This is a genomic window from Erythrobacter sp. AP23, assembly GCF_001542855.1.
Taxonomy (GTDB): domain Bacteria; phylum Pseudomonadota; class Alphaproteobacteria; order Sphingomonadales; family Sphingomonadaceae; genus Qipengyuania.
In genome coordinates, this window is the sequence record NZ_LNBY01000014.1 from 1 (window position 1) to 22,070 (window position 22,070).

29 protein-coding genes are annotated in these 22,070 nt (G+C 66.5%); 24 read left to right on the forward strand and 5 right to left on the reverse strand.

Annotated elements, in window-relative coordinates; translation table 11 throughout:
- Positions 1–156: 156 nt before the first annotated feature.
- Positions 157–750 (reverse strand): Pycsar system effector family protein, encoded by a 594-nt coding sequence (locus tag ASS64_RS06575; protein ID WP_234002346.1) that lies wholly within the window; start codon positions 748–750, stop codon positions 157–159.
- Positions 751–909: 159 nt separating this feature from the next.
- On the opposite strand from ASS64_RS06575, the gene ASS64_RS06580 reads away from it, so the two are divergent.
- Together ASS64_RS06580 and ASS64_RS06585 are read left to right on the forward strand one after the other, a co-directional pair.
- Positions 910–1,152, forward strand: coding sequence for an acyl carrier protein (locus tag ASS64_RS06580; protein ID WP_067691683.1), 243 nt, complete (start codon positions 910–912; stop codon positions 1,150–1,152).
- On the forward strand, positions 1,152–2,402 hold the full coding sequence (locus ASS64_RS06585; protein WP_067691686.1) for an aminotransferase class I/II-fold pyridoxal phosphate-dependent enzyme: 1,251 nt from the start codon (positions 1,152–1,154) through the stop codon (positions 2,400–2,402). Before ASS64_RS06580 ends, ASS64_RS06585 begins: the two co-directional genes overlap by 1 nt.
- Here the strand turns inward: ASS64_RS06585 and ASS64_RS06590 are convergent.
- Positions 2,395–3,285: an MBL fold metallo-hydrolase gene (locus ASS64_RS06590; RefSeq protein ID WP_067691742.1), complete on the reverse strand. Its 891-nt coding sequence runs from the start codon at positions 3,283–3,285 to the stop codon at positions 2,395–2,397. The genes ASS64_RS06585 and ASS64_RS06590 overlap by 8 nt on opposite strands.
- Positions 3,286–3,347: 62 nt before the next feature.
- Between ASS64_RS06590 and ASS64_RS06595 the strand changes: the two genes are divergently transcribed.
- From ASS64_RS06595 to ASS64_RS06605, 3 genes are read left to right on the forward strand one after another with little or no spacing between them, the layout of a single operon-like run.
- A complete protein-coding gene (locus tag ASS64_RS06595) occupies positions 3,348–3,683 on the forward strand; it encodes a metalloregulator ArsR/SmtB family transcription factor (protein ID WP_067691695.1) in 336 nt (111 codons plus the stop codon).
- The gene (locus ASS64_RS06600) at positions 3,680–4,189 is read left to right on the forward strand and encodes a rhodanese family protein (protein ID WP_067691698.1); all 510 of its coding nucleotides are present in this window, start codon (positions 3,680–3,682) and stop codon (positions 4,187–4,189) included. Before ASS64_RS06595 ends, ASS64_RS06600 begins: the two co-directional genes overlap by 4 nt.
- Before the next feature lie 7 nt (positions 4,190–4,196).
- Positions 4,197–4,991 carry a sulfite exporter TauE/SafE family protein gene (locus ASS64_RS06605; protein ID WP_067691700.1) on the forward strand — a complete coding sequence of 265 codons (795 nt, stop codon included), beginning with the start codon at positions 4,197–4,199 and terminating at the stop codon, positions 4,989–4,991.
- Here ASS64_RS06605 and ASS64_RS06610 read toward each other — a convergent pair.
- On the reverse strand, positions 4,988–5,638 hold the full coding sequence (locus ASS64_RS06610; RefSeq protein ID WP_067691702.1) for a YqaA family protein: 651 nt from the start codon (positions 5,636–5,638) through the stop codon (positions 4,988–4,990). The genes ASS64_RS06605 and ASS64_RS06610 overlap by 4 nt on opposite strands.
- A 221-nt stretch (positions 5,639–5,859) precedes the next feature.
- On the opposite strand from ASS64_RS06610, the gene ASS64_RS06615 reads away from it, so the two are divergent.
- Positions 5,860–6,486, forward strand: a complete 627-nt coding sequence (locus ASS64_RS06615; RefSeq protein WP_067691704.1) for a hypothetical protein — start codon at positions 5,860–5,862, stop codon at positions 6,484–6,486.
- Positions 6,476–7,801, forward strand: a complete 1,326-nt coding sequence (locus ASS64_RS06620; RefSeq protein ID WP_067691706.1) for a DNA-packaging protein — start codon at positions 6,476–6,478, stop codon at positions 7,799–7,801. The genes ASS64_RS06615 and ASS64_RS06620 overlap by 11 nt, the downstream gene beginning before the upstream one ends.
- Positions 7,802–7,905: 104 nt before the next feature.
- Here the strand turns inward: ASS64_RS06620 and ASS64_RS06625 are convergent, their stop codons facing one another.
- Entirely contained in the window at positions 7,906–8,205 is a 300-nt protein-coding gene (locus ASS64_RS06625) for a GIY-YIG nuclease family protein (protein ID WP_067691709.1), read from the reverse strand.
- Positions 8,206–8,332: 127 nt separating this feature from the next.
- On the opposite strand from ASS64_RS06625, the gene ASS64_RS06630 reads away from it, so the two are divergent.
- Positions 8,333–9,478, forward strand: a complete 1,146-nt coding sequence (locus ASS64_RS06630; protein ID WP_067691710.1) for a phage portal protein — start codon at positions 8,333–8,335, stop codon at positions 9,476–9,478.
- On the opposite strand, the gene ASS64_RS06635 is transcribed toward ASS64_RS06630, so the two are convergent.
- Positions 9,464–9,667: a hypothetical protein gene (locus ASS64_RS06635; protein ID WP_067691712.1), complete on the reverse strand. Its 204-nt coding sequence runs from the start codon at positions 9,665–9,667 to the stop codon at positions 9,464–9,466. The two genes, ASS64_RS06630 and ASS64_RS06635, sit on opposite strands and share 15 nt — an antisense overlap.
- A 38-nt stretch (positions 9,668–9,705) precedes the next feature.
- Between ASS64_RS06635 and ASS64_RS06640 the strand changes: the two genes are divergently transcribed.
- From ASS64_RS06640 to ASS64_RS06705, 16 genes are all read left to right on the forward strand, one after another.
- On the forward strand, positions 9,706–10,026 hold the full coding sequence (locus ASS64_RS06640) for a DUF6127 family protein (RefSeq protein ID WP_067691714.1): 321 nt from the start codon (positions 9,706–9,708) through the stop codon (positions 10,024–10,026).
- Between the two features lie 149 nt (positions 10,027–10,175).
- Entirely contained in the window at positions 10,176–10,529 is a 354-nt protein-coding gene (locus tag ASS64_RS06645) for an HK97 family phage prohead protease (RefSeq protein ID WP_234002347.1), read from the forward strand.
- 176 nt (positions 10,530–10,705) lie between these two features.
- The gene (locus ASS64_RS06650; RefSeq protein WP_067691717.1) at positions 10,706–11,845 is read left to right on the forward strand and encodes a phage major capsid protein; all 1,140 of its coding nucleotides are present in this window, start codon (positions 10,706–10,708) and stop codon (positions 11,843–11,845) included.
- Positions 11,846–12,068: 223 nt separating this feature from the next.
- Positions 12,069–12,356 (forward strand): head-tail connector protein, encoded by a 288-nt coding sequence (locus tag ASS64_RS06655; protein WP_067691719.1) that lies wholly within the window; start codon positions 12,069–12,071, stop codon positions 12,354–12,356.
- Positions 12,353–12,508, forward strand: coding sequence for a hypothetical protein (locus ASS64_RS16805; RefSeq protein WP_198147669.1), 156 nt, complete (start codon positions 12,353–12,355; stop codon positions 12,506–12,508). Before ASS64_RS06655 ends, ASS64_RS16805 begins: the two co-directional genes overlap by 4 nt.
- Positions 12,509–12,898, forward strand: coding sequence for a DUF3168 domain-containing protein (locus ASS64_RS06660; RefSeq protein ID WP_067691722.1), 390 nt, complete (start codon positions 12,509–12,511; stop codon positions 12,896–12,898).
- Positions 12,899–13,061: 163 nt separating this feature from the next.
- A complete protein-coding gene (locus tag ASS64_RS06665; RefSeq protein ID WP_067691724.1) occupies positions 13,062–13,469 on the forward strand; it encodes a phage major tail protein, TP901-1 family in 408 nt (135 codons plus the stop codon).
- Complete coding sequence (locus tag ASS64_RS06670) at positions 13,466–13,816, forward strand: gene transfer agent family protein (RefSeq protein ID WP_234002348.1); 351 nt, start codon at positions 13,466–13,468, stop codon at positions 13,814–13,816. The genes ASS64_RS06665 and ASS64_RS06670 overlap by 4 nt, the downstream gene beginning before the upstream one ends.
- A gap of 115 nt (positions 13,817–13,931) precedes the next feature.
- On the forward strand, positions 13,932–14,126 hold the full coding sequence (locus ASS64_RS16385; RefSeq protein WP_234002349.1) for a phage tail assembly chaperone: 195 nt from the start codon (positions 13,932–13,934) through the stop codon (positions 14,124–14,126).
- Entirely contained in the window at positions 14,119–14,691 is a 573-nt protein-coding gene (locus tag ASS64_RS06675) for a tail tape measure protein (RefSeq protein WP_067691729.1), read from the forward strand. Before ASS64_RS16385 ends, ASS64_RS06675 begins: the two co-directional genes overlap by 8 nt.
- A gap of 284 nt (positions 14,692–14,975) precedes the next feature.
- Complete coding sequence (locus ASS64_RS06680; protein ID WP_067691748.1) at positions 14,976–17,288, forward strand: DUF2460 domain-containing protein; 2,313 nt, start codon at positions 14,976–14,978, stop codon at positions 17,286–17,288.
- Positions 17,285–18,100: a DUF2163 domain-containing protein gene (locus tag ASS64_RS06685; protein WP_067691733.1), complete on the forward strand. Its 816-nt coding sequence runs from the start codon at positions 17,285–17,287 to the stop codon at positions 18,098–18,100. The genes ASS64_RS06680 and ASS64_RS06685 overlap by 4 nt, the downstream gene beginning before the upstream one ends.
- Positions 18,097–18,528, forward strand: coding sequence for an NlpC/P60 family protein (locus ASS64_RS06690; RefSeq protein ID WP_157075105.1), 432 nt, complete (start codon positions 18,097–18,099; stop codon positions 18,526–18,528). The genes ASS64_RS06685 and ASS64_RS06690 overlap by 4 nt, the downstream gene beginning before the upstream one ends.
- A complete protein-coding gene (locus ASS64_RS06695; protein ID WP_067691735.1) occupies positions 18,516–20,705 on the forward strand; it encodes a phage tail protein in 2,190 nt (729 codons plus the stop codon). Before ASS64_RS06690 ends, ASS64_RS06695 begins: the two co-directional genes overlap by 13 nt.
- A gap of 12 nt (positions 20,706–20,717) precedes the next feature.
- Positions 20,718–21,176 carry a DUF2793 domain-containing protein gene (locus tag ASS64_RS06700; RefSeq protein ID WP_083508223.1) on the forward strand — a complete coding sequence of 153 codons (459 nt, stop codon included), beginning with the start codon at positions 20,718–20,720 and terminating at the stop codon, positions 21,174–21,176.
- 91 nt (positions 21,177–21,267) lie between these two features.
- On the forward strand, positions 21,268–22,070 hold an 803-nt coding region (locus ASS64_RS06705), incomplete at its 3' end, for an outer membrane protein (protein ID WP_234002350.1).

Below are 22,070 nucleotides of genomic sequence, written 5' to 3' on the forward strand. Positions count from 1 at the left end.
CCCACCCGGCCACCCATAAGATACCGTGCCGTGGGTGGCCGGGTGGGGGCGTGGGCCGGTGCCGCCGCAAGCTATCGACGGAGGTCGATAGCGCACCCGACAAAGAATCCAGCAGGGCGCGAGGGCCGGACGCAGGCCCCGACCGCAACCGCCAAGCTAACTCGTCGCCATTTCGAAGGCGAAAACCGCCAGTGTCACGAACAGGCCGGTCATGAAAACCTTGTAGGCCAGCGCGAGGAAGCGGTATTTCTTGCCCGCCAGTACCTGCCCGTTCTGATACATGTCGTGCGCCATCGTTTCGAAAACGGTGCGATCGGTCTCGAGCCGTTCGAGCAGTTCCTCGGTCCACTCCTCTTCGTCCATCCAGGTGTAATGGCCGAAGAAGATGAGGTTGCGATTGGCGATCTTGCCATCGGGCCGCCCGACCTTGGGCAGTACCGCCATGACGGCGCAGAGCGAGCTGGCGAAGGAGAAGCTGGCGAGGATCATCAGCGAGACCGGCATCTGCCCGGTCAGCGCGCGGCTGACCGAGAGCGAAAACACGAGGAAGGTCGCGCCGAGCAGGATCGAGGCCTTCTGGTCGGCCATTTGCGACAGTTTCAACGTGCTCATCTGCGCCGTGCGCATCAGATGGATCGCGTGGTTGGAATACCTCGCCTGGCGCTTGGCACCGGCCGAATCCGTCACCGCCCCGTCGTCGACGGCGGGTGGATCGGCCGGAACCGGCTTCGCGGAGGCTGAATCGCTCATCCGTTTTCCCCTGATCGAACAGACGATTGCGACTTTTTCGCAAGCTTGCCATTGCGGCCCGCGCTTGACAAGCACCGCCTCAAGCCGCTTTGCCGCGGCAATCATTCGCGCGGTGTCCGGATATGGTCCCGCGCCGCACAAGGATTGGAAAGCCCCGCCATGGACCGAGCCCAAGTCGACGCCAAGATTCGCGAACTTGCCGAACCCTTCAACAAGAAGGGCGTGGAAATCACCGAAGGCACCACCTTCGCCAACGATCTGGAATTCGACAGCCTGACGGTGATGGATTTCGTCGCCGAGATCGAGGACGAGTTCGACATCATCATTTCGATGAACCAGCAGGCCGAAATCGAGAATTACGGCCAGCTGGTCGACGCCGTCACCAAGCTGCAGGCCTCCTGATGAGCGAGGGCATCATGCAGGCGGACCAGCCGCAGGAGATCGCGAGCGAAGGCAAGGACCTGTTCGCCAAATTCGACGACGTCATCGCATTGCGCGAGGGACTGCTCGCGCAGGGCCGCGAAGACCCGTTCAACCTGGTGATGGAAAAGGTCCTGTCGCCCACCCGGGCGATCTGCAACGGGCGCGACACGATCCTGCTCGGCACCTACAATTACATGGGCATGACCTTCGACCCCGACGTGGTCGAGGCGGGCAAGCAGGCGCTGGCCGATTTCGGCAGCGGCACCACCGGCAGCCGGGTGCTCAACGGCACCTACCAGGGTCACAAGGAAGTCGAGCAGGCGCTCATGGACTTCTACGACATGGACCATGCGATGGTCTTCTCGACCGGCTACCAGGCCAATCTGGGGATCATCTCGACCATCGCCGGCAAGGGCGATTACGTCGTCCTCGACATCGACAGCCATGCCAGCATCTGGGACGGCTGCGCCATGGGCCAGGCGGAAGTCGTGCCGTTCAAGCACAACGACGTCGAGGCGATGGAAAAGCGGCTTCGCCGAATCCCCGAAGGCGCGGGCAAGCTGGTCATTCTGGAAGGCGTCTATTCCATGCTGGGCGATGTCGCGCCGCTCAAGGAAATGGTCGCCGTGGCGAAGAAATACGGCGCCATGGTGCTGGTCGACGAAGCGCATTCGATGGGCTTCATCGGCGAGAACGGGCGCGGCGTGGTCGAAACCGCAGGGGTCATCGACGATGTCGATTTCATCATCGGCACTTTTTCCAAGAGCGTCGGCACGGTCGGCGGTTTCTGCGTCTCGAACCATCCCAAGTTCGAAATCATGCGGCTGGTGTGCCGCCCCTACGTGTTCACCGCCTCGCTGCCGCCCTCCGTTGTCGCCACCGCCGAAACCAGCATCCGCAAGCTGATGCACGGGTCCAACAAGCGCGCGCATCTGTGGGAGAATTCGCGCAATCTGCACAAGGGCTTGAAGGATCTGGGCTTCACTCTCGGTACGGACGAGCCGCAGAGCGCGATCATCGCGGTCATCATGCCCGACCTCGAAAAGGGTGCGGCCATGTGGGAAGCGCTGATCAAGGGGGGGCTGTACGTGAACCTCGCGCGCCCGCCGGCAACCCCTGCCAACATGACGTTGCTGCGCTGCTCGCTCTGCGCCGATCATAGCGAGAGCGAGGTCGACGAAATTCTCGCGATCTTCGAGAAGGCGGGCAAGGAAGTGGGAATCATCTAGCGGTTCGTTCCACCGCCTCGCGCACCGGCTTTACCGGAATCCGCAGATAGGCGACGCCATTGTCCTGCGCCTCGGGGAATTTCCCGGCGCGGATATTGACTTGGACCGAGGGCAGCAGCAGTCGCGGCACGGCGAGCGTTTCGTCGCGCGCCTCGCGCATGGCGACGAATTCGTCCTCGGTGACGCTGTCGTTTACGTGAACACTGCTCCGCCGCTGCTCGCCAACCGTGGTCTCCCACTTGTATTCCTCGCGGCCCGGCGCCTTGTAGTCGTGGCACAGGAACAGGCGGGTCTCGTCGGGCAGAGCGAGCAGGCGGCGGATCGAGCGATAGAGCTGGCGCGCGTCGCCACCGGGGAAATCGGCGCGCGCGGTGCCGTAATCGGGCATGAACAGCGTGTCGCCGACGAAGACCGCATCCTCGATCCGATAGGCGACATCGGCGGGCGTGTGACCGGGGACGTGCAGGACCTCGACCTCTAGCTCGCCGATCGCAAAGCGCTCGCGATCGGCGAAGAGACGGTCGAAATCCGATCCGTCGGTCTTGAGATCGTCGAGCCCGAAGACCGGGCGGAACAGTTTCTGCACCTTGCGGATATCCTCGCCGATCCCGATCGCCGCGCCGGTCTTCGCCTTGATGAAGGGCGCGGCGGAAAGGTGATCGGCATGGGCATGCGTCTCGAGCACCCAGTCGATCGTCACACCCTCCTCCTCGGCCGCCGCGAGAATGTCCTCGGCCGAGCGGATATCGGCCTGGCCCGAAGCGAGATCGAAATCGAGCACCGGGTCGATCACCGCCGCGCGCATGTTGGCAGGATCCCACACGAGATAGCTCACCGTGTTGGTGGGTTCGTCGAAAAAGGCGCGAATGCGGGGGGCGGTCATGGGTGTCTCCATATCTGTCTGCCCTTGACATATATTAGCGATATCTTATTTAGCAAGAGCTAATGAATAAACCACCTGCCCTTCCCCCGATGGACCTCGCCACGTTCGAGGCGAATGCCGGCGCGGTCGCCGAGCTGCTCAAGGCGCTCGGCAATACGCGGCGGCTGATGATCATGTGCAAGCTCGCCGAACACGGCGAAATGCGCGTGGGCGATCTCGCCGAGGAGGTCGGCCTGGGCCAGTCTGCCTTGTCGCAGCATCTGGCCAGGCTGCGGGGCGAAGAGCTGGTGGCCTACCGGCGCGAGGCGCAGTCGCTGTGGTACCGGATCGCCGATCCGCGCTGCGAGACGCTGCTGGCCACGCTTCACCATCTCTATTGCGAGGAGCCTTCGACATGAGCCTTCCCACGATTTCCCCCCTCCACGCCAAGGAACTGGCCGCCAAGGGCGCGCGGCTGATCGATATCCGCGGTGCCGACGAATTCGCGCGGTCGCACGCGGCGGGCGCCGAGAACCGTCCGCTGGATGCGCTGGGACCCGTCACCGACGAGGCGCCGGTGGTCTTCCTGTGCCGTTCGGGCATGCGTACCAGCGCCAATTCCGCGCGCCTCGCCAGCCTGCGCGAGGGCGAAGCCTATTGCCTCGAAGGCGGGCTCGATGCCTGGCGTTCGGCAGGCCTTCCGGTCGAGGAAAATACCTCCGCCCCGCTCGAGATCATGCGCCAGGTGCAGATCACCGCAGGGCTGCTGGTGCTCGCAGGCGTAATTTTGGGCTTTGCCGTGGCGCCCGTCTGGTTCGGCCTGTCCGCTTTCGTCGGCGCGGGGCTGACCTTTGCCGGGGCGACCGGCTGGTGCGGGATGGCAAGCCTGCTGGCAATAATGCCGTGGAACCGTTCGGCGGCCTGATCCGACCATGCCCCTGGCCGATTTCGCCATACCCGCGCTGCTTTCGGGCGCGCTGATCGGCTTCGTGCTGGTTCTGGTCGGCGGGGGCGGATCGATCCTGGCCGTGCCGCTGCTGGTCTATTTCGTCGGCGTGGGCCAACCGCATATGGCGATCGGGACCGCCGCCGTGGCCGTCGCGCTCAACGCAGCGACGGGACTGGTCGGCCATGCCCGCGCGGGCAATGTCCGCTGGGCCTGCGCGGCCTCCTTCGCCGTGTCGGGAATGATCGGTGCGGCGCTGGGGGCTGAGGCGGGAAAGGCCTTCGACGGCGACAAGCTGCTCGCGCTGTTCGGCATCCTCATGGTGGTGGTCGGCGCGCTGATGCTGCGCGAACGCAAGGGCGGCGAAAACCCGAATGTGCGCATGACGCGGGAGACCGCGCGCCCCTTGCTGAGGCGGATCGTACCGACCGGGCTCGCGGTCGGCCTGCTGGCGGGCTTTTTCGGCATCGGCGGCGGCTTCCTGATCGTCCCCGGGCTCGTCTTCGCGACCGCCATGCCGGTGTCGCTGGCGATCGGCAGCTCGCTGCTGGTGGTCACCGCGCTGGGGGCGACGACGGCCGCATCCTATGCGCTGTCGGGCCTGGTCGACTGGGAGCTGATCGCCTGGATGCTCGCGGGCGGTATCGCGGGCAGCCTGCTTGGCCGGATCGCGGGCAAGCGGCTCGCCTCGCGCAAACGGATACTCGAAATCGGCTTTGCCGTGATGGTCGTCGCGATCGGCCTCGCCATCGTAGCGCAAGGCATCGCCACGCTGCTCTAGCGCGCTTCGATCGGTGGCGGCGCGGCGCAGGGGCCGCCATCGCCATCCTCGCTCCCGCCGAGCTGGGTGAGCACGACGACGCCGCCGACCACCAGCACCACGAACACTGTCGTCACCGTGCCTAGATATTTGTCGATCACCCGCTTGATCGGTGCGCCGAACACGCGGAACAATATCCCCACGGTCATGAAGATCAGCGCGCGGGCGAACAGGCTGGAAAGCACGAAGGTGACGAGGTTCATGCCGACGAAACCGGCAGTGATCGTCAGCAGTTTGAACGGCACCGGCGTCGCGCCGGCGATCAGGATCGCCTCGAAGTCGTATTCGCGCAGATGGCAGGCGGCCACGGGAAATGCCTCGGTCAGCCCCAGCGCGCCGATCAGCCACACGCCGACCGTATCGTAGAGGCCCCAGCCGATCGCATAGCCGAGCAATGCGCCGGCAACCGAGGCGAGCGTCGCGACGGTGGCGAACTTCACCGCTTTCTTCGGTTCGGCGAGGCACATCAGGCCCAGCAGCGGGTGCGGCGGGATCGGGAAGAAGCTCGATTCGATGAAGCAGAAGAACGCCAGCCAGCCAACCGCATGCGGGTGCGAGGCCTTTTCCATCGTCCAGTCGTACAGCCCGCGCAGCGGTTTCATGATCATGATTTGGGGAGGTTCCTCAGCGTCCCTGCAGTGTTTGTCGATTAGGTGAGCCGCGACCTGTAGGCAAGCATCTCTGTATAACCTATTTGGTTCTTTTTTATTGACATCGTCACGCTGTTTAGGTACATATCTGGAACATCGCAAAAGTGTGATTCGCAAGGGCGGCTCTCCTCAGGGGCCGCCTTTCGTCGTTTCATGCCGCGCATCATCGGGAGGGACGCATGTCGCGATCAGGGTCTGCGGACCGGCACGCGTGGGAAGACGACTTCATCGCCGGCCTACGCGAATACGGCATGGTCAGCCGGGCAGCGAAGGCGGCAGGGGTGAAATCCGGGTCGCCCTACAGCCGTCGCAAGCGCAGCGCCGAATTCGGCCAGCGCTGGGAGCGCGCGCTGGCCGCCTTCAGGGCGAAAGACAGCACCCGGCTGCGCAATCGTGCCGGCAAGCCATCGCCCCGCCAATGGAAACGCATTTTCCTCGAACGGCTGGCGGAAAGCTCCAACGTGTCGGCATCGGCCAAGGAAGCCAACATTCCCCCGCGCGAGGCCTATCGCCTGCGCCGGGCGGACCGGGATTTCGCAGCCGCCTGGCGCAGCGCCCTGTTCGAAGGTTACGCCAATCTGGAAATGGAGGTGCTCGGCCACCTGCGCGACCCGGCACCGGACCGCAAGATGGACGTCGCATCGGCACTGCGTCTCCTCGCGGCGCACAAGGACACCATCGCCGCCGAACGCGCGACCCGCGCCAATGTCAGCGCCGGCGAAGTGCGCGCCTCGATCGAGCGCAAGGTGGAGATCTTCCGCCAGCAGGTCGCCGCCGAGAAGGAGCGCAAGGCCCGTGGCGGATAGAGAAACACGCGCAGGACTTTTCGCTGAAGCAGAGCCCGAACAGCGTGACCGTTTCGCGCGCACGCTCGACCAGAACGAGAAGAACGAATGGGATTTCGATTTTCCCAATACCGCCCATGCCGGCCAGTTGCCGCCCGAAGGCGACTGGCGCTGCTGGCTGATCCTCGCCGGACGCGGTTTCGGCAAGACCCGCGCGGGCTCGGAATGGGTGCGCGCGATCGCAGAGCGCGACAATGCGGCGCGCATCGCCCTGCTCGCCGCAAGCCTCGGCGAAGGGCGAGCGGTGATGGTCGAAGGCGAAAGCGGCATCCTTGCCTGCTGCCCGCCCGGCCGGCGACCGGCGTTCGAACCCTCGCTGCGCCGGCTGCGCTGGCCCGGCGGGGCTGAAGCGACGCTGTACTCCGCCGCCGAACCGGAGAGCCTGCGCGGCCCGCAGCACAGCCACGCGTGGTGCGACGAGGTCGCGAAATGGAGCAACGCGCATGGCAAGGCCCTGGCGGCGTGGGACAATCTGCAACTGGGCCTGCGGCTGGGCCACGACCAGCGCGTGCTCGCCACCACCACGCCGCGCGCCGTGCCGCTGGTCCGGCGCCTGCTCGAGCGCGACGATGTCGCCGTCACCGGGGGCGCGACCAGCGCGAATACCGGCAATCTGCCGCAATCCTTCATCCGCGCGATGGACCGCGAATATGGCGGGACCACGCTGGCGCGGCAGGAGCTGGGCGGCGAACTGCTCGAGGATATCGACGGCGCGCTATGGTCGCGCTCGCTGCTGGAGACCTGCCGCGACGAAGCGCGCGGCGACCCGCCCCAGCGCGTGGTGGTCGGGGTCGACCCACCCGCAAGCGAGCGCGGCGATGCCTGCGGCATCGTGGTCTGCGGCCTGGGCGCGAGCGGGATCGGGCAGGTGCTGGCGGATTGCTCGGTCGAAAAACCGAGTCCCGAGACATGGGCGCGCGCGGTGGCCGAAGCGGCACGCGCCTGGCAGGCCGACCGCGTGGTGGCCGAGGCCAACCAGGGCGGCCAGATGGTCGCCAGCGTGTTGCGCGCCGCCGACATCACGCTGCCGCTGAAACTGGTCCATGCCAGCCGCGGCAAGGTGGCGAGAGCCGAGCCGGTTGCCGCGCTCTACGAAGCAAGGCGGGTGCGGCATGCGGGGCTGTTCGCCAAGCTGGAGGACCAGCTCTGCGGTCTGCTGGTGGGTGGCGGTTACGAGGGGCCGGGACGGTCGCCCGACCGCGCGGATGCGCTGGTCTGGGCGCTCAGCGAGCTGATGCTGGGGAAGAGCGCGAGGCCGAGGGTGCGGCGGGTTTGAAGAAAGCACTGGCCCGGATCAGGTCCGGGCCGACGATGAGGATAGAGAGGTGATACGAGAATTTCGTCGCCCCGGACTTGATCCGGGGCTGGTGCTTCCTGCGATCACAGGATCACGTCGTAGAGGTCCTCCCAATCCGGATTGGCCTTCTCTATCAGCGCGAACTTCCATTCCCGCCGCCAACGTTTGAGGCGTTTCTCATGCGCGATGCAGTCGTCGATCGCATCGCCGCGCTCTGCCCAGACCAAGCGGGTAAGTCCGCGGCGGGCACAATAGTCGGAGCCGATGCCTTCGCGATGCTGGCCGACCCTCGCGGCAAGCGAACTCGTCACGCCGACATAGAGCGCCCCGCGATAGCGATTGGCCATGATGTAGACCCAGCCGCCGAGTGGTTCACGATCCATAACTGGTTGAAAGACAAAGCACTGGACCGGGTCAAGCCCGGGCCGACGAATAATGGATCGAACACAAAAATACCGTCGCCCCGGACCCCGATCCGGGGCGGTGCTTCCCCATTTCTAGGAGACCCCCATGTCCTTCCTCACCAGTCTCGCTTCCGCCTTCAAGGGCCGGGGCGATGCCCGCGTGCCCGTGTCGCGCGGGTTTATCAGCCCTTGGGCGACCAGCTACGATGGCGGGCCGCTGCAGCGCAGCCCCTTCGACTACACTCGCGAGGTGGCCGAGGCCTATCTTGCCAATCCCGTGGCGCAGCGGTCGGTCAGGATCGTGGCCGAGGGGGTCGGCGGTGCGCCGCTGGCCTGCGCGGACGAACGGCTCGCAAAGCTGCTCGCCTGCTCCTGCGGGTCGCAGCCGCTGCTCGAGGTGCTCGCCGCGCAGCTGAGCCTGCATGGCAATGCCTATGTCCAGATCGTCAAGGACGGCGCGGGCGTGCCCATCGAGCTCTATCCGCTGCGGCCCGAGCGGGTGCAGGTGGTGGCGGGCGAGGATGGCTGGCCCACCGCCTATCGCTATGTGCTCGCCGATCGCACGCTGACGATCCCGCTCGAGGACGAAGACGGCTGGCCGAACATCATCCACCTCAGGGGTTTCCACCCGACCGACGACCATTACGGCGCGGGCAGCCTCGCCGCAGCGGCGCCCGCCGTGGCGATCCACAATGCGGCGAGCGAATGGAACCGCGGGCTGCTCGCCAATGCCGCGCGGCCCAGCGGCGCGCTGGTCTATGACGGCGGCGATGCGGGAGGGCTGAGCGCCCAACAGTTCGACCGGCTCAAGGCCGAGCTTGCCAGCGCCTTCCAGGGCCACGGCAATGCGGGGCGTCCGATGCTGCTCGAAGGCGGGCTCGACTGGAAGGCGATGAGCCTCAGCCCCGCCGACATGGATTTCGCCACGCTGAAGGCCGCCGCCGCGCGCGATATCGCGCTCGCCTTCGGCGTTCCGCCCATGCTGCTCGGCCTGCCGGGCGACAACACCTACGCCAATTACCGCGAGGCCAACCGCGCGCTGTGGCGGCTGACGCTGCTGCCGCTGGCGGGCAAGATCCTCGCTGGGCTCCACGCAGCTTTGTCGGACTGGTTCGCCGATCCGCCCTCGGTCGATCTGGACCGCGTCCCCGCGCTCGCCGAAGACCGCGAGAAGCTGTGGGCGCAGGTCAGCGGCGCCGATTTCCTGAGCGCAGAAGAGAAACGCGAAATGCTTGGCCTAGAACGGCCATAGCGGCGGAACCTCGCCGCGATAGTTTTCGGTGAAGCTGCATACGCCGCGGTCATAGTGAAAGCTGCCGCCTGCATCCACGCACTCATCCGCCGCGAGGAAATCGATCGAATAGAGGTAGGCGACATAGGCCAACACCAAGGCCGCCACGAGGCCGACGATCCACAGACTTCCTGATTTGTGACCCTGCATCGGCGCTTCCTGCCCGATTGCACAGCGATGGTGAACCCATGACACGAGAAGACATGCTCGCGCGGCTGATCGCGCAGGCGAACCGCGCCGATACCTCCGGGGGCGTCGAGCTGATCACGCTGCGCGCCATTGTCGAAGAGGCGAGCGAGCTGGGCGCGGACCGCGTGCTGGCCCGGCTCGGCCTCGCCGATCCTTCGGCGCAGGACGATTTGGACGAATTGCGCGAGCTTCTGTCCGCCTGGCGCGATGCCAAGGCGAGCGCGTGGAAGGCGGCGGTCGAATGGATCGTGCGCGGCCTGCTCGCGCTGCTGCTGGTCGGCATCGCGGTGCGGCTGGGTGTCGGGGAGATGCTTTCGTGACCCGCGAACACGGATCCCCCTCCCCCTGGGGAGGCGCCAGGGGTGGGGGTCCGACCTCGACCGCAAGCGCCGCACACCCACCCCCAGCCCCTCCCTCGAGGGAGGGGAGGCCGCTGCGCATCGCGGGCTATGCCGCTCTGTTCGACAAGGTGGACGGTGCGCGCGACACGATCCGCCCCGGTGCCTTCGCCCGCACTCTTTCGGAACGCAGCGGCCCCTATCCGCTCTACTGGCAGCACCGGCCCGACCGGCGCATCGGCTGGGTCGAGACCGCAGGCGAGGATACGCGCGGCCTCAGGATCATTGCCAGCATCGACAACGCGCAGGGCCGCGCCGCCCAATTGCTGCGGACAAGGGCAGTGAACGGCCTCAGCTTCGGCTACCGCGCGCGTAGCTATCGCCAGACGCCGCAGGGCCGCGAACTCGCCGATATCGAACTGTTCGAGGTCAGCGTGGTGACGCACCCGCTGCAGGACGGCGCAAGAGTGCATTTCACGACCTGAAGAATACCCGCCCCTCTTCTTCAGAGGAGGGGCAACGAGACTTGGTGAGCCGCAGGCGAGCCTAGTCGCAGTGGGGTGGTGCCCTCAGGCGCTCGCTCCGCGCTCGCCACCACCCCCAACCCCCTCCTCTGAAGAAGAGGGGGCTCTTCGCGTGCCTATCAGAAAAAGGATTACCTATGGATACCACCCCCGCCCCCACCGATACCGCCGAAGCCAGCTTCGATATCGTCGCCCGGCAGGACAAGACCGAAGCCGATGTCGCCGCGCTGCGCTCCGATGTCGACGAGGTGAAGGCGCGCGTCGACAAGATCGGCCGCGTCGCCGCCCGTCCCGCCATCGGTACGACCGACGAGACCGCCATCGAAGTGAAGGGCTTCGTCGACGGCTATCTGCGCCGCGGCTCGACGCAGGAGATCAAGTCGATCACCGGCACCGTGCCCGCCGATGGCGGCTATGCCGTGCCGCGCCAGATCGACGCGATGATCGCCCGTGCGCTTGTCGAGATCAGCCCGATCCGCGCCATCGCCCAGGTCGTCCAGACGGGCAGCGCGGGCTATCGCAAGCTCGTCAGCACGGGCGGCACGGCGAGCGGCTGGGTCAGCGAAACCGCCGCGCGGCCCGAAACCGACACGCCCGAATTCGCCGAAATCGCCCCGCCCACGGGCGAACTCTACGCCAACCCCGCCGCGAGCCAGGCGATGCTCGACGATGCCGGGTTCGACCTCGAAAACTGGCTCGCAAGCGAGATCGCGATGGAATTCGCCCGCGCCGAAGGGGCCGCCTTCATCGGCGGCAGCGGGATCGACCAGCCCGAGGGCTTCCTCAATGCACCGGCAACGACGGCAGAGGACGCCGCGCGCCCCTTCGGCACGCTGCAATATCTCGCCTCGGGCGATGCGGGCGGGTTCGATGCCAATCCGGACGCGAAGTTGATCGACCTCGTCCACACGCTCAAGTCAGGTCATCGCCAGGGCGCGAGCTTCGTGATGAATTCGGCGACGCTCGCCGAAGTGCGCAAGCTCAAGACGGCCGATGGCGCCTTCCTGTGGCAGCCGGGCCTGGTCGAGGGCCAGCCCGACCGCCTGCTCGGCTATCCGGTGGTCGAGGCGGAGGACATGCCCGATATCGCGGCGGGCACCTATCCGATCGCCTTCGGCAATTTCCGCCACGGCTATCTGATCGCCGAACGCAGCGCGACGCAGGTGCTGCGCGATCCTTTCACCAACAAGCCCTTCGTCCACTTCTACGCCACCAAGCGCGTGGGCGGGCAGGTGCTGGATAGCAATGCGATCAAGCTGCTGAAGATCGAGCTGTAATCCTCCCCCACGGGGGAGGGGGACCGCGAGACGCGAAGCGGCTCGGGGTGGAGGGGCACCAGCGGATGTTCAGAAGGACCGCTCTCAAGCGTTCCGGACATCCGCCTGTGCCCCTCCCCCACCTTCGGTGGGTCCCCTCCCCGTTCCGGGGAGGAACTTTATGCCCGCGCCGTACCCCCTTCGGCGTGGGCAACCCTTTTTCTGACATCGGGACACCCAACACATGCCCCCAGACCTGTCCGGCCAGCCGCTTGGCGAACTCAAGCAATGGCTGGCGATAAGCACCACGGGCGAGGATGCGCTGCTCATTCGCCTGCTCGACACCGCCTGGCAGGTATGCCTGCAATTCACCGGCCTTTCCGCCACCGGCTGGAGCGATCTCGACGAGGCGCTGCGCCACGGGATCGTCCGCTTCGCGGCGCATCAATATCGCGAGCGGGACGCGGATGGCGGGCACCTGCCCACATCCATCGCCGCGCTGTGGCGGCCATACCGCATGGTGCGACTGTGAGTTTCGCCGCGCTGGCCCAGCGTCTCACCCGCCGCGCCGCGACGCTCGCCGCGGCGCGCGCCGAGAGCCGCATCCGCGCCCGCCGCCGCAATGGCGGCCAATGGCAGCGCGCTAGACTGCTGTGGCCGCTCTTCACACAAGGGAGCGAGTAGATGGAAACCGCCCTCCGCACCGCGCTCGTGGCCTGGCTACGGGCCGACCCGATCCTTGGCGAGATGGTCAATTCGATCGAGGAGGAAGGCCCGATCGCCGCCAGCCCGCCGCACATTGCGATTGCGGCAAGCGCGAGCGCCGACTGGTCGACCAAGAGCGGGCCAGGCCGCGAAATTCGTCTGGCGCTCGAACTGGTGGATCGCGGCGACGATGCAGACGCAAGTGCCGCCATCGCCGCCCGCATCGAGCAACGCATCGCCACGCTCGCGCCGCAGCAGAGCGGGTTTCGCGTGGTCGTCACCCGGTTCCTGCGCAGCCGCGCCGAACGCCGCCCCCGCGCGATGCGCGCGGTCCTGCTCGAATATCGCTTCCTGACGATCGCAGGCTGATCGGCCCCTCTTCTTCAGAGGAGGGGCAACGAGACTTGGCAATGCGCAGCAGCGCCTAGTCGCAGTGGGGTGGTGCTCAAAGGCGCCCGCTCCGCACACCACCACCACCAAACCCCCTCCTCTGAAGAAGAGGGGGGCTTTTTCGATTCGAAAGGTCCAGAACATGACAGCCCAGAAAGGTGCCGCCTTCCTTCTCAAGATCGGCGATGGCGGCTCGCCCGTGACATACGACACCGTCGCCGGTCTGAGGACCACGCAGATGAGCGTCAACGGCGACACGGTGGTCGTCACACACAAGGAGAGCGGCGGCTGGCGCGAGCTGTTGTCGGGTGCGGGAACGCGCTCGGTCTCGGTCTCGGCCTCGGGCATCTTCCTCGGCTCGAATGCCGAGGCCTCCGTCCGCGCCCACGCACTCGCCGGGACGCTCGACGACTATGAGCTGAGTTTCGAGGACGGCGCAAAAATGCGCGGCCGCTTCCTCGTCCAGCGCCTGGACTATGCGGGCGATTTCAACGGCGAGCGGACCTATGCGCTCCAGCTCGAAAGCTCCGGTGCGGTGGTGCCGTCGTGAAGGGCGCTCAAGCAGCCATAGGCGGTAGCGCCGACCAAGAGCCGAGCAACCCGGTTCGCGGCGAAGCCACGCTTGTCATTGCGGGCAGGCCCTATCTCCTGCGCCCCACATTCGACGCGTTGGTCTGCGCCGAGGAAGAGCTGGGATCGCTTTTCGCGCTGGTCGAACGCGCGGGCGAAGGCGCGCTGCGCCTGACCGAGATCGCCACGCTGTTCTGGCACTGCCTTGCCGAGCGCGGCGCGCTGACCCGCGAGGATGTGGGGGAGGCCGTGATTGCCCAGGGCCTGGCGACGGCGGCCAAGCCGCTGCGCGTGTTGCTGGGCGAGATCCTGAAGGGCCGATCGTGATAATCGCGCCGGCCGATCTCCCCTGCCCATGGCGAGGGGGCTGGTCTGGAGGTCCGCCCCATCGGCCAAGCGGGGCACACCCACCCCCAGCCCCTCCCTCAAGGGAGGGGAGCCAGTGAGCGAGACCTTCTCGGGCGCCGCGTATCGACTGGCCGCGCTGAGCGCAGCCCATCTGCGCTGGTCGCCACCTATGTTCTGGAACGCGACGCCAGCCGAACTTGTCACAAGCCTTGCGTCGTTGACCCCTGCCCAAACCCCGCCCAGCCGCGCCGAAATCGCGGCGCTGATCGAACGAGACAGCCATGGATGACGAAATCGACGATCTGATCGTTGCGGTACGCGCCGACACGCAGGCCTTCGCTGCTGATATGCAAACGATGCGCAGCACCTTCGATACGACGCTGCTCGACGGCTTCGAGAATGCGGGCAGGGTGCTCGAACGCGGGCTGCTCTCCGCGATCCGCAAGGGCAGCCTGGGATTCGACGATCTGAAGCGCATGGCCACCAGCGCGCTCGACCAGATCGCCGCTCAGGCACTCCAGCTCGGGCTAGATCGCCTGTTCGCCGGTTCGGGCGATGGCGGGCTCGGCGGCCTGCTTGCAGGTACGATCGGCGCGCTGTTCGGCCTGCCGGGACGCGCGACCGGAGGGCTGGTCGCGCCCGACCGCCCCTATCTCGTCGGCGAACGCGGGCCGGAACTGTTCGTGCCGACCAGTGCGGGCCGGGTCGAAGCGAACCCGAGTGGCGGGACGAGCCGCTCGGATGTGCGCGTCGCGATCACCCTCACCGCACCGCGCGGCACCTCCGCTCCGGTCGCACTCCAGCGCTCCTCGCGTCAGGTCGCGAGCGCGGTGCGGCGGGTATTATCTATCTAGCCTCAAGCGTTTTTTTGTTTTTCGAACCCGCATCCGCGCGTTCGTCCTCGCTATACGTGCAGCAAGCTGCACCCGCTGCGGGGCGGCCGCTTGGCCTTGCCGGGCCTCCCCCGGCCCGGATCCGGCGCGAGACATGATGGTGGCGAAAGTCTCCGAGCCGAAGGCGAGGCAAGCGCGACTGCGCGCCCGCAGCGATGCGACCTTCAGGTCGCATGAGCGAGGATAGCCCAAGGCCGCGGATGCGGCCGCCGGCGCTTGAGGCCCACAAAAAAGGAAACACCCCCATGGCTTTCTGGCTCGCCCGTAAACGCAACGGGCAGCATTCCGATTATATCCAGCGCTTCGATCCGCGTTTCTGGACGGTCAATTTCCCGCGCCCGATGATGGCCAGCGTGGTGACGACCGCGCCCGATGCGCTGCGCGTCGATTGCGAATTTCACCACCAGGGCGAGCTCGCGGGCCTGATCTGGGAGAGCGAGGACAGCCTCGACCATCCGCTGCTCGCCTATGCAACGCAGCGCGATTACGCGCATTGCGTGCTGCGCTTTCGCTGGCGCAGCGGCGGGGTGCTGGCACTCGACGTGCCGCACGGGCCGACGCTGACGATCGAGGGGCGCGATGCGGCTGGCAATGCGCGCGCCTGGTATGTGCGACTGTGGAACTATGCCACGGGTTCGCCCATCGATGCGCAGATCGAGCTGCCGTTCTCGGCGCTCGAGTCCGGCTACGGCCTGCCGGGCGAAGCGGTCCACCCGGCCGATATCGACCGGATGTTCATCAGTCTGGTGCCCGAAGGCTATGTCGAGGGCAGCACGGCGCAATTGGCCGCGCGCGTCGACGGCTGGGCCGAGATGTCGGGTGTCGAATGCGAAGGGGAGCACGCCTCGCTCGAAATCGGCGACGTGCTGGTGCCCCCGCATGGCGAGCAGATCGCCACCGCCTATGACGACAGTTTCAACCAGACGCCCGCGCGGCTGGTGCGCACAATCGAGGGCCTCGGCTATCGCGGGCGCGTGGTCCACTATGTCGGGATGAGCCATTACTTCCGGCTCGAACCGCTGGGCGGCGAGCATTACGTCAGCCTGGCGGGCGGCGCGATGAACGGCCCGTGCGCGGCCTGGCACCGCGCCTATGCCGCGGCGGCGCGCGACCATGGCTTCGATCTCGTCTGGTCGCTGTCCTACGAATTGTTCGACGCGCATTGCTGGGACGACTGGAAACAGCGCGCGCCGGACGGTTCGCCCGCGTTGACCGGATGGGTGCCGCCCTCGACGCTGCTGTCGCCCGCGCATTCGGGCGCGATGGCCTATCTGCGGCAAGTCGCGCAGGCCTTCGTGGCGATCGCGCTGGACGCGGGGATGCCCGTGCTGTTCCAGATCGGCGAGCCGTGGTGGTGGACCGTGCCGGAGACCGGCGCGCCGTGCCTCTACGATGCCAGCGCGCAGGCCGCACTGGGCGGCAATCCGGTGGCGATCGCTTCCTTGCGCGATCCGCTCAATGCGGCACAGACCGCGCTGCTCGATGCGGCAGGACAGGTGCTCGCCGATTCCACGCTCGCGCTGGCCGATGCGGTGCGCACGGCAGCGGGCGGTGCAGCCGAAATCCTGTTGCTTACCTTCACGCCGACCGTGCTCGATCCGGCGACGCCCGAGGCCTGGCGCGCCAACATGCCGACCGGCTGGCGCCATCCTGCCTTCGACCGACTGCAACTAGAAGATTACGACTGGCTGACCGCCGGCGCCGATGCGGCACGGCGCAGCGCTTATGCCTTCGTCGACCAGCACCTGGCCTACCCCGCCGCAGCCACCGACTATTTGTCCGGCTTCGTCCTTGCGCCCGACGATTCGGAGGACTTCTGGCCGCTGATCGACGATGCGCTCGACGAAGCCCGGCGGCGCGGCGTGACCCAGCGCTTCGTCTGGGCGCTGCCGCAGGTTGCGCGCGACGGATATACCCGCCTGCCTCCCGGAGACGAAGACATGATCCCCTTCGACGATGTCGCCTATCCGCTCGCCTTGGGGCGCGATGCGGCGGCCAGCCCCGAATTCTCGACCTCGGTCGCGGTCACCGCCTCGGGCTACGAACACCGCAATGCGCTGTGGTCCGATGCGCGCATGCGCTACGATGTCGGGCCCGGCATCCGCTCGGAAGAGGAACTCGGCACGCTGCTGTCTTTCTTTCGGGCGCGTTACGGCCCGGCGCGGGGCTTTCGCCTCCGCGATCCCTTCGACTTCAGCTCGAACGGGATGACCGGGACGCCGCAAGCGACCGACCAGCTGCTGGGCATCGGCGACGGGGCGGGCAGCCGCTTCCGCCTGGTCAAGAATTACGGCGCGCAGCAGCGGGTGATCACGCGCCCCGATGTCGCGAGCATCGCAGTGGCCGTGGACGGGGCGGCGACGAACGACTGGACCTTCGAGGATGGCGGCTGGATCGTCTTCGGCAGTGCGCCTCCCGCTGGCGCCCAAGTGACGGCGGGTTTCCGCTTCGACGTGCCCGTGCGCTTCGCCGAAGACCGGCTCGACGTGAGCGGCCTTTCCTTCGCTGCGGGGGAAGCGCCCTCGGTGCCGCTGATCGAAATCCGCGAGGCGGCATGAGCCGGGTCTTCTTCGGCGCCGAATTGGAAACCGCCGCGACCTGGTGGCGGGTCTTCCGCAAGGACGGCGTGACGCTCGGCTTCACCACGCACGACCGCGACCTGTGGTTCGGCGGCGTGCTCCACCGCGCCGCGCCCGGCATGCTGCCCTCCGCCATCCGCCGCACTGCCGGTTTCGAAGACGATCCCGGCGATATCGAAGGCGCCCTGAGCCATGCCGCAGTCACGGAGGCGGATCTGGCGAGCGGCCGCTTCGACGGGGCATGGATCGAATGCGGGATCGTCGATTGGGAAACGCGCGAGGCGGCGGCACTATATTCCGGTTCGATCGTCGGTGTGAGCCGCGAGGGGGCCGGATTCAAGGCGGAGCTCGCCTCTGCGAAAGCGCGGCTGTCCGTGGATCCGATTCCGCTCTCGAGTCCCTCGTGCAGAGCACGCTTCTGCGGTCCGGGATGCGGGTTGAACCCGATTGCCTTTCAAGCCCGCGCGCGGGTCGTGGCGGTGGACCATGACGCCAATGATATCACTATCGATCTCGCCGAGGTCGCTGTGTTTCGCCACGGCGAGCTGCGCTGGATCGACGGACCGATGGCCGGTCTTTCATCCCGCATCACCGATGTGGTCGGCGACCGATTGATCCTTGCCGAACGGATCGATGCCGATGTCCAGCCGGGCCTGCGGCTGCGCGTGACCGAAGGCTGCGATCGCACGATCACCACCTGCTCGGCGCGCTTCGACAATGCCGCCAATTTCCGCGGCGAGCCCTTTCTGCCGGGCAACGACATGCTTGCCCAATACCCGGTCGCGCGATGAGTACGCGCGGCGGGGAGATCGCCAGCGCCGCAGAAACGCTGATCGGAACGCGATTCCGGCTGCACGGACGCAATCCCGAAACCGGTCTCGATTGCATCGGGCTGGTCGGCCAGGCCCTCGAGAGCTGCGGCAGGCGAGTGCATTATCCGCAGGGCTATACGCTGCGCAATATGGACATCGCGCGCTGGCTGGAATTCGCCGGTGCGAACGGCTTGCGCGATTGTGCGGGCCCCGCAGAGCGCGGGCACATCCTACTTACCCAGCCCGGCCCCGCCCAGCATCACCTCCTCATCGCGCTTGGCGGCGGGCAATTCGTCCACGCCCACGCCGGCCTGCGGCGCGTCGTCTCCCAGCGCATATCCCTCACCCGGCCGCCCCTCGCACAGTGGCGGGTCGAGCCCGACCAGGAGCAATCATGGCCACTCTAGTTCTCGGTGCGGTCGGCACGCTCGTCGGCGGTCCGCTTGGCGGCGCGATCGGCGCGACGCTGGGCCGCAGCCTCGATTCGATGATCATCGGCACGCCGCGGCGCGAGGGCCCGCGGCTCAAGGAGCTCGCGGTCAGCACCTCGAGCTATGGCCAGCCGATCCCTGCACTCTATGGCACGGTGCGCGTTCCCGGAACGGTGATCTGGGCGACCGACCTTGCCGAGCGGCGCGAAACCGGCGGTGGCGGCAAAGGCAAGCCCAAGACGACCACCTACAGCTACAGCGTCTCGCTTGCGGTGGCGCTGTCCAGCCGCCCGATAGACGGTGTGGGCCGCATTTGGGCCGATGGAAACCTTTTGCGCGGGCGGGCCGGCGACCTCAAGACGGCTGGGACGCTGAGGACCTATACCGGGCATTCCGACCAGCGACCCGATCCGCTGATGGCGGCCGACATCGGCCCCCATTGTCCGGCGCATCGCGGCTGCGCCTATGTCGTGTTCGAAGATCTGGCGCTGGAGGACTTCGGCAATCGCATCCCCGCGCTCAGCTTCGAAGTCTTTGCAGGCTCCGCATCGCAAATAGTCGCCGAAATCGCCCGGGACCAAGGCATCGCAAGCCACGACGTGACATTCCCGGAGCTGTCGGGCTTCGTGTACGAAGGAGGCGATCTGGCAGGCTTGCTAACGCTGGTCGACCGCCTCAGGCCCCTCAATGCGGTCACGAGCGACGGGCGCATCGCTCTGGACGGCGTCGGACTGCCTGCGGGTGACATTGCGATTCTGTCGCAACCTTCGGCATGGGATCAAGGCGATTTCGGTCGCGAGGAGGGAATGGCCCTGACACGCAGACCGCTGCCCGACAGGGCGCCGTCCGCGCTGCGTTATTACGACCCCTCGCGCGACTACCAGCCGGGCTTGCAGCGCGCGGAGGGAGCCGCCACCGCTTCGCCAGGCAGGGTGATCGAGTTTCCGGGCGTGCTGACTGCGGCCGCCGCGCAGGGACTGCTGGCGCAGGCTTCGCGCCGGATACACTACCGCAGCGAAGCACTCGCTTGGCGGATGGGCGAGCTCGATCCCCGCCTTGGCCCGGGCAGCATCGTGCGCGCTCCCGGCCTATCGGGCCTTTGGCGGATCACCGGCTGGGAATGGCGGGAACGCGGAATCGAGCTCGAGCTCATCCGATATGTGCCCCAATCCGTTGCCGCTCAGGTCGCCGATAGCGGCACGGCATGGTCACCGCCGGATCGAATCGCCGTCGGCTCCAGCCTTCGTGTCTTCGAACTCCCATGGGACGGGAGCGGCGCTGGCGGATCTCCGCAACGCTTTGCCGCAGTCGGTGCGCCGACCGGGCGCTGGTCAGGGGCGTCGCTCTATCGGCTGGATGGCAGCGCGCTCGCCCCGGTCGGTCAAAGCGGTCCGACCCGCGCTGTGGGCGGATCGCTGCTCGAGGAGCTGGGGCCGAGCCAGGGCTTGCGCTTCGAAAGCGTCGCGGTAGCGCGCATTGTTCTCGAAGACGAGGACTCGGAGCTTGAAACCGCAACGGTCGACGCCATCGCCCGCGGCGCCAATCGCCTCTTGGTCGGGAATGAGATCGCCCAGTTCGCGCATGCCGAGCCCGAGGGTCATGGCCGATGGCGACTGACCGGACTTCTGCGGGGACGCGGCGGCACCGAAGTCGAGGCATTGGCGGGCCATATGCCAGGAACGCCGGTAACGCTGATCGACGACCGGCTGTTCGCATTGCCGGCCGACCTCATCCTCGGGATCGGGGGTGGGCTCGCCGCCATGGGTCTCGCCGACGAAGAACCGGTAGTGGCCGCACTCGAGAACGGCGGCAGAACCCGCCGCCCGCTTTTCCCGGTGCATCCTGGAGCCGAAACGGACGGGACAGGTGGCCTCACGCTTTCCTGGACACGCCGCGCGCGCGGCGGCTGGCGTTGGCTCGACGAGGTCGAGCAGCCGCTCGTCGAACAGGAAGAGGCTTACGAGGTGGGCCTTGGCACTCCGCACGCGCCCGACAGGCTCTGGGCCGTGTCGGAGCCCCACATGCAACTCAACTCGGCCGAAATCTCCGCACTGGCTTCGCTCTATCCGGATGCGCCGCTTTGGGTCCGCCAGAAGGGCAGCTTCGCGCTGTCGACCCCGCTTCACCTCACCAACGTTCCCGCACGTGCCTGACAGGATCGCTCCATGACCCAACCCATTGACTTCGAAACAGTTTCCGCTCGTCACGCATTCCCGTTGCTTGTTGCCGGGCAGGCACAAAAGGAATTTTACGTCAACGAAAGCCTCGCGCGGATCGATACCCTGCTTCATCCTGTTGTCGAAGGCGACGCAAGCGCACCTCCCGCAGCGCCTTCGCCAGGCGATTGCTGGATAGTGGCGAGCCCGGCCAGCGGCGCATGGGAGGGACGCGAAGACTTCCTTGCAAGTTGGGACGGTACCCAGTGGACCCTGTGCCAGCCGTGCGAAGGCATGCACGTCTTCGACCGGTCGAACGGCAAGCGCCGAGCCTATCTCTCGGGATGGCAACAGGCAGTGCGCCCGGCATTGCCCGCGGGCGGATCGAATGTCGATGTCGAGGCCCGTGCCAGCATCGAAGCGATCATCGACATACTTGCAACACTGGCCATATTTCCGTCAAATTGACGGGAACCCCTTTTCTTCACCGCCGTTCGCCCATCACGGAATGGGCCCGAGACCCGGAACCCATTCTCATTGCGCAGGAAAAGCGGCATTAATGCAACAGTTCCTGCCGATTGTTTGCTTGCCACCTTGGGGGTTGAAAGATAGATATGTTCCACTCGGTGGCTCCAATTCGCAAAAAGGGGAAACTATAATGCGGAAATTCGTCATAGGAATGGCGATGGCCTCTACGGCCCTTGCATCGCCAGCCCTGGCCAAGGACGACAGCTGGTATATCGGCGCCGAATTCGGTGCGATGCTCGTCGAAGACACGAACCTCGATATCAATGGCGGACCCGACAGTCATGCTGTTGACTATGAATATGGCTTCGATGGCGGTGGCTATGTTGGTTATGATTTTGGATCGTTCCGCCTGGAAGCCGAAGTTAGCTATCGCAGCGCCGACGTCGACAGTATCGCCGTGGGCGGAGCCGGTCTGCCGTATGGTCCCGGTGCCGTTTTGGCGCCAGGTTCCTACACGGCGGGTGGTGACGTCAATTCGCTCGCTTTTATGCTGAACGGCCTGTTTGATTTCGGCCCCGATGACGGTCTCCAAGGCTATGTCGGAGGCGGTGTCGGCGTTGCACGTACGAGTTACGAGGTAACGCCCTTCGCCAATTTGGCATCGTCGATCGATGATTCCGACAGCGGTCTCGCTTGGCAGCTGCTCGCCGGCGTTCGTGCACCGCTGACCGACAATGTCGACGTCGGCCTGCGCTATCGCTTCTTCAATGCGCAAGACAATGAGTTGGTCGATATTGGCGGCAACACGCTGGAAGATACGTTCACCAGCCACTCGCTGATGGGTACGCTCGAGTACAACTTCGGTGCTCCACCCCCGCCGCCGCCTCCGCCTCC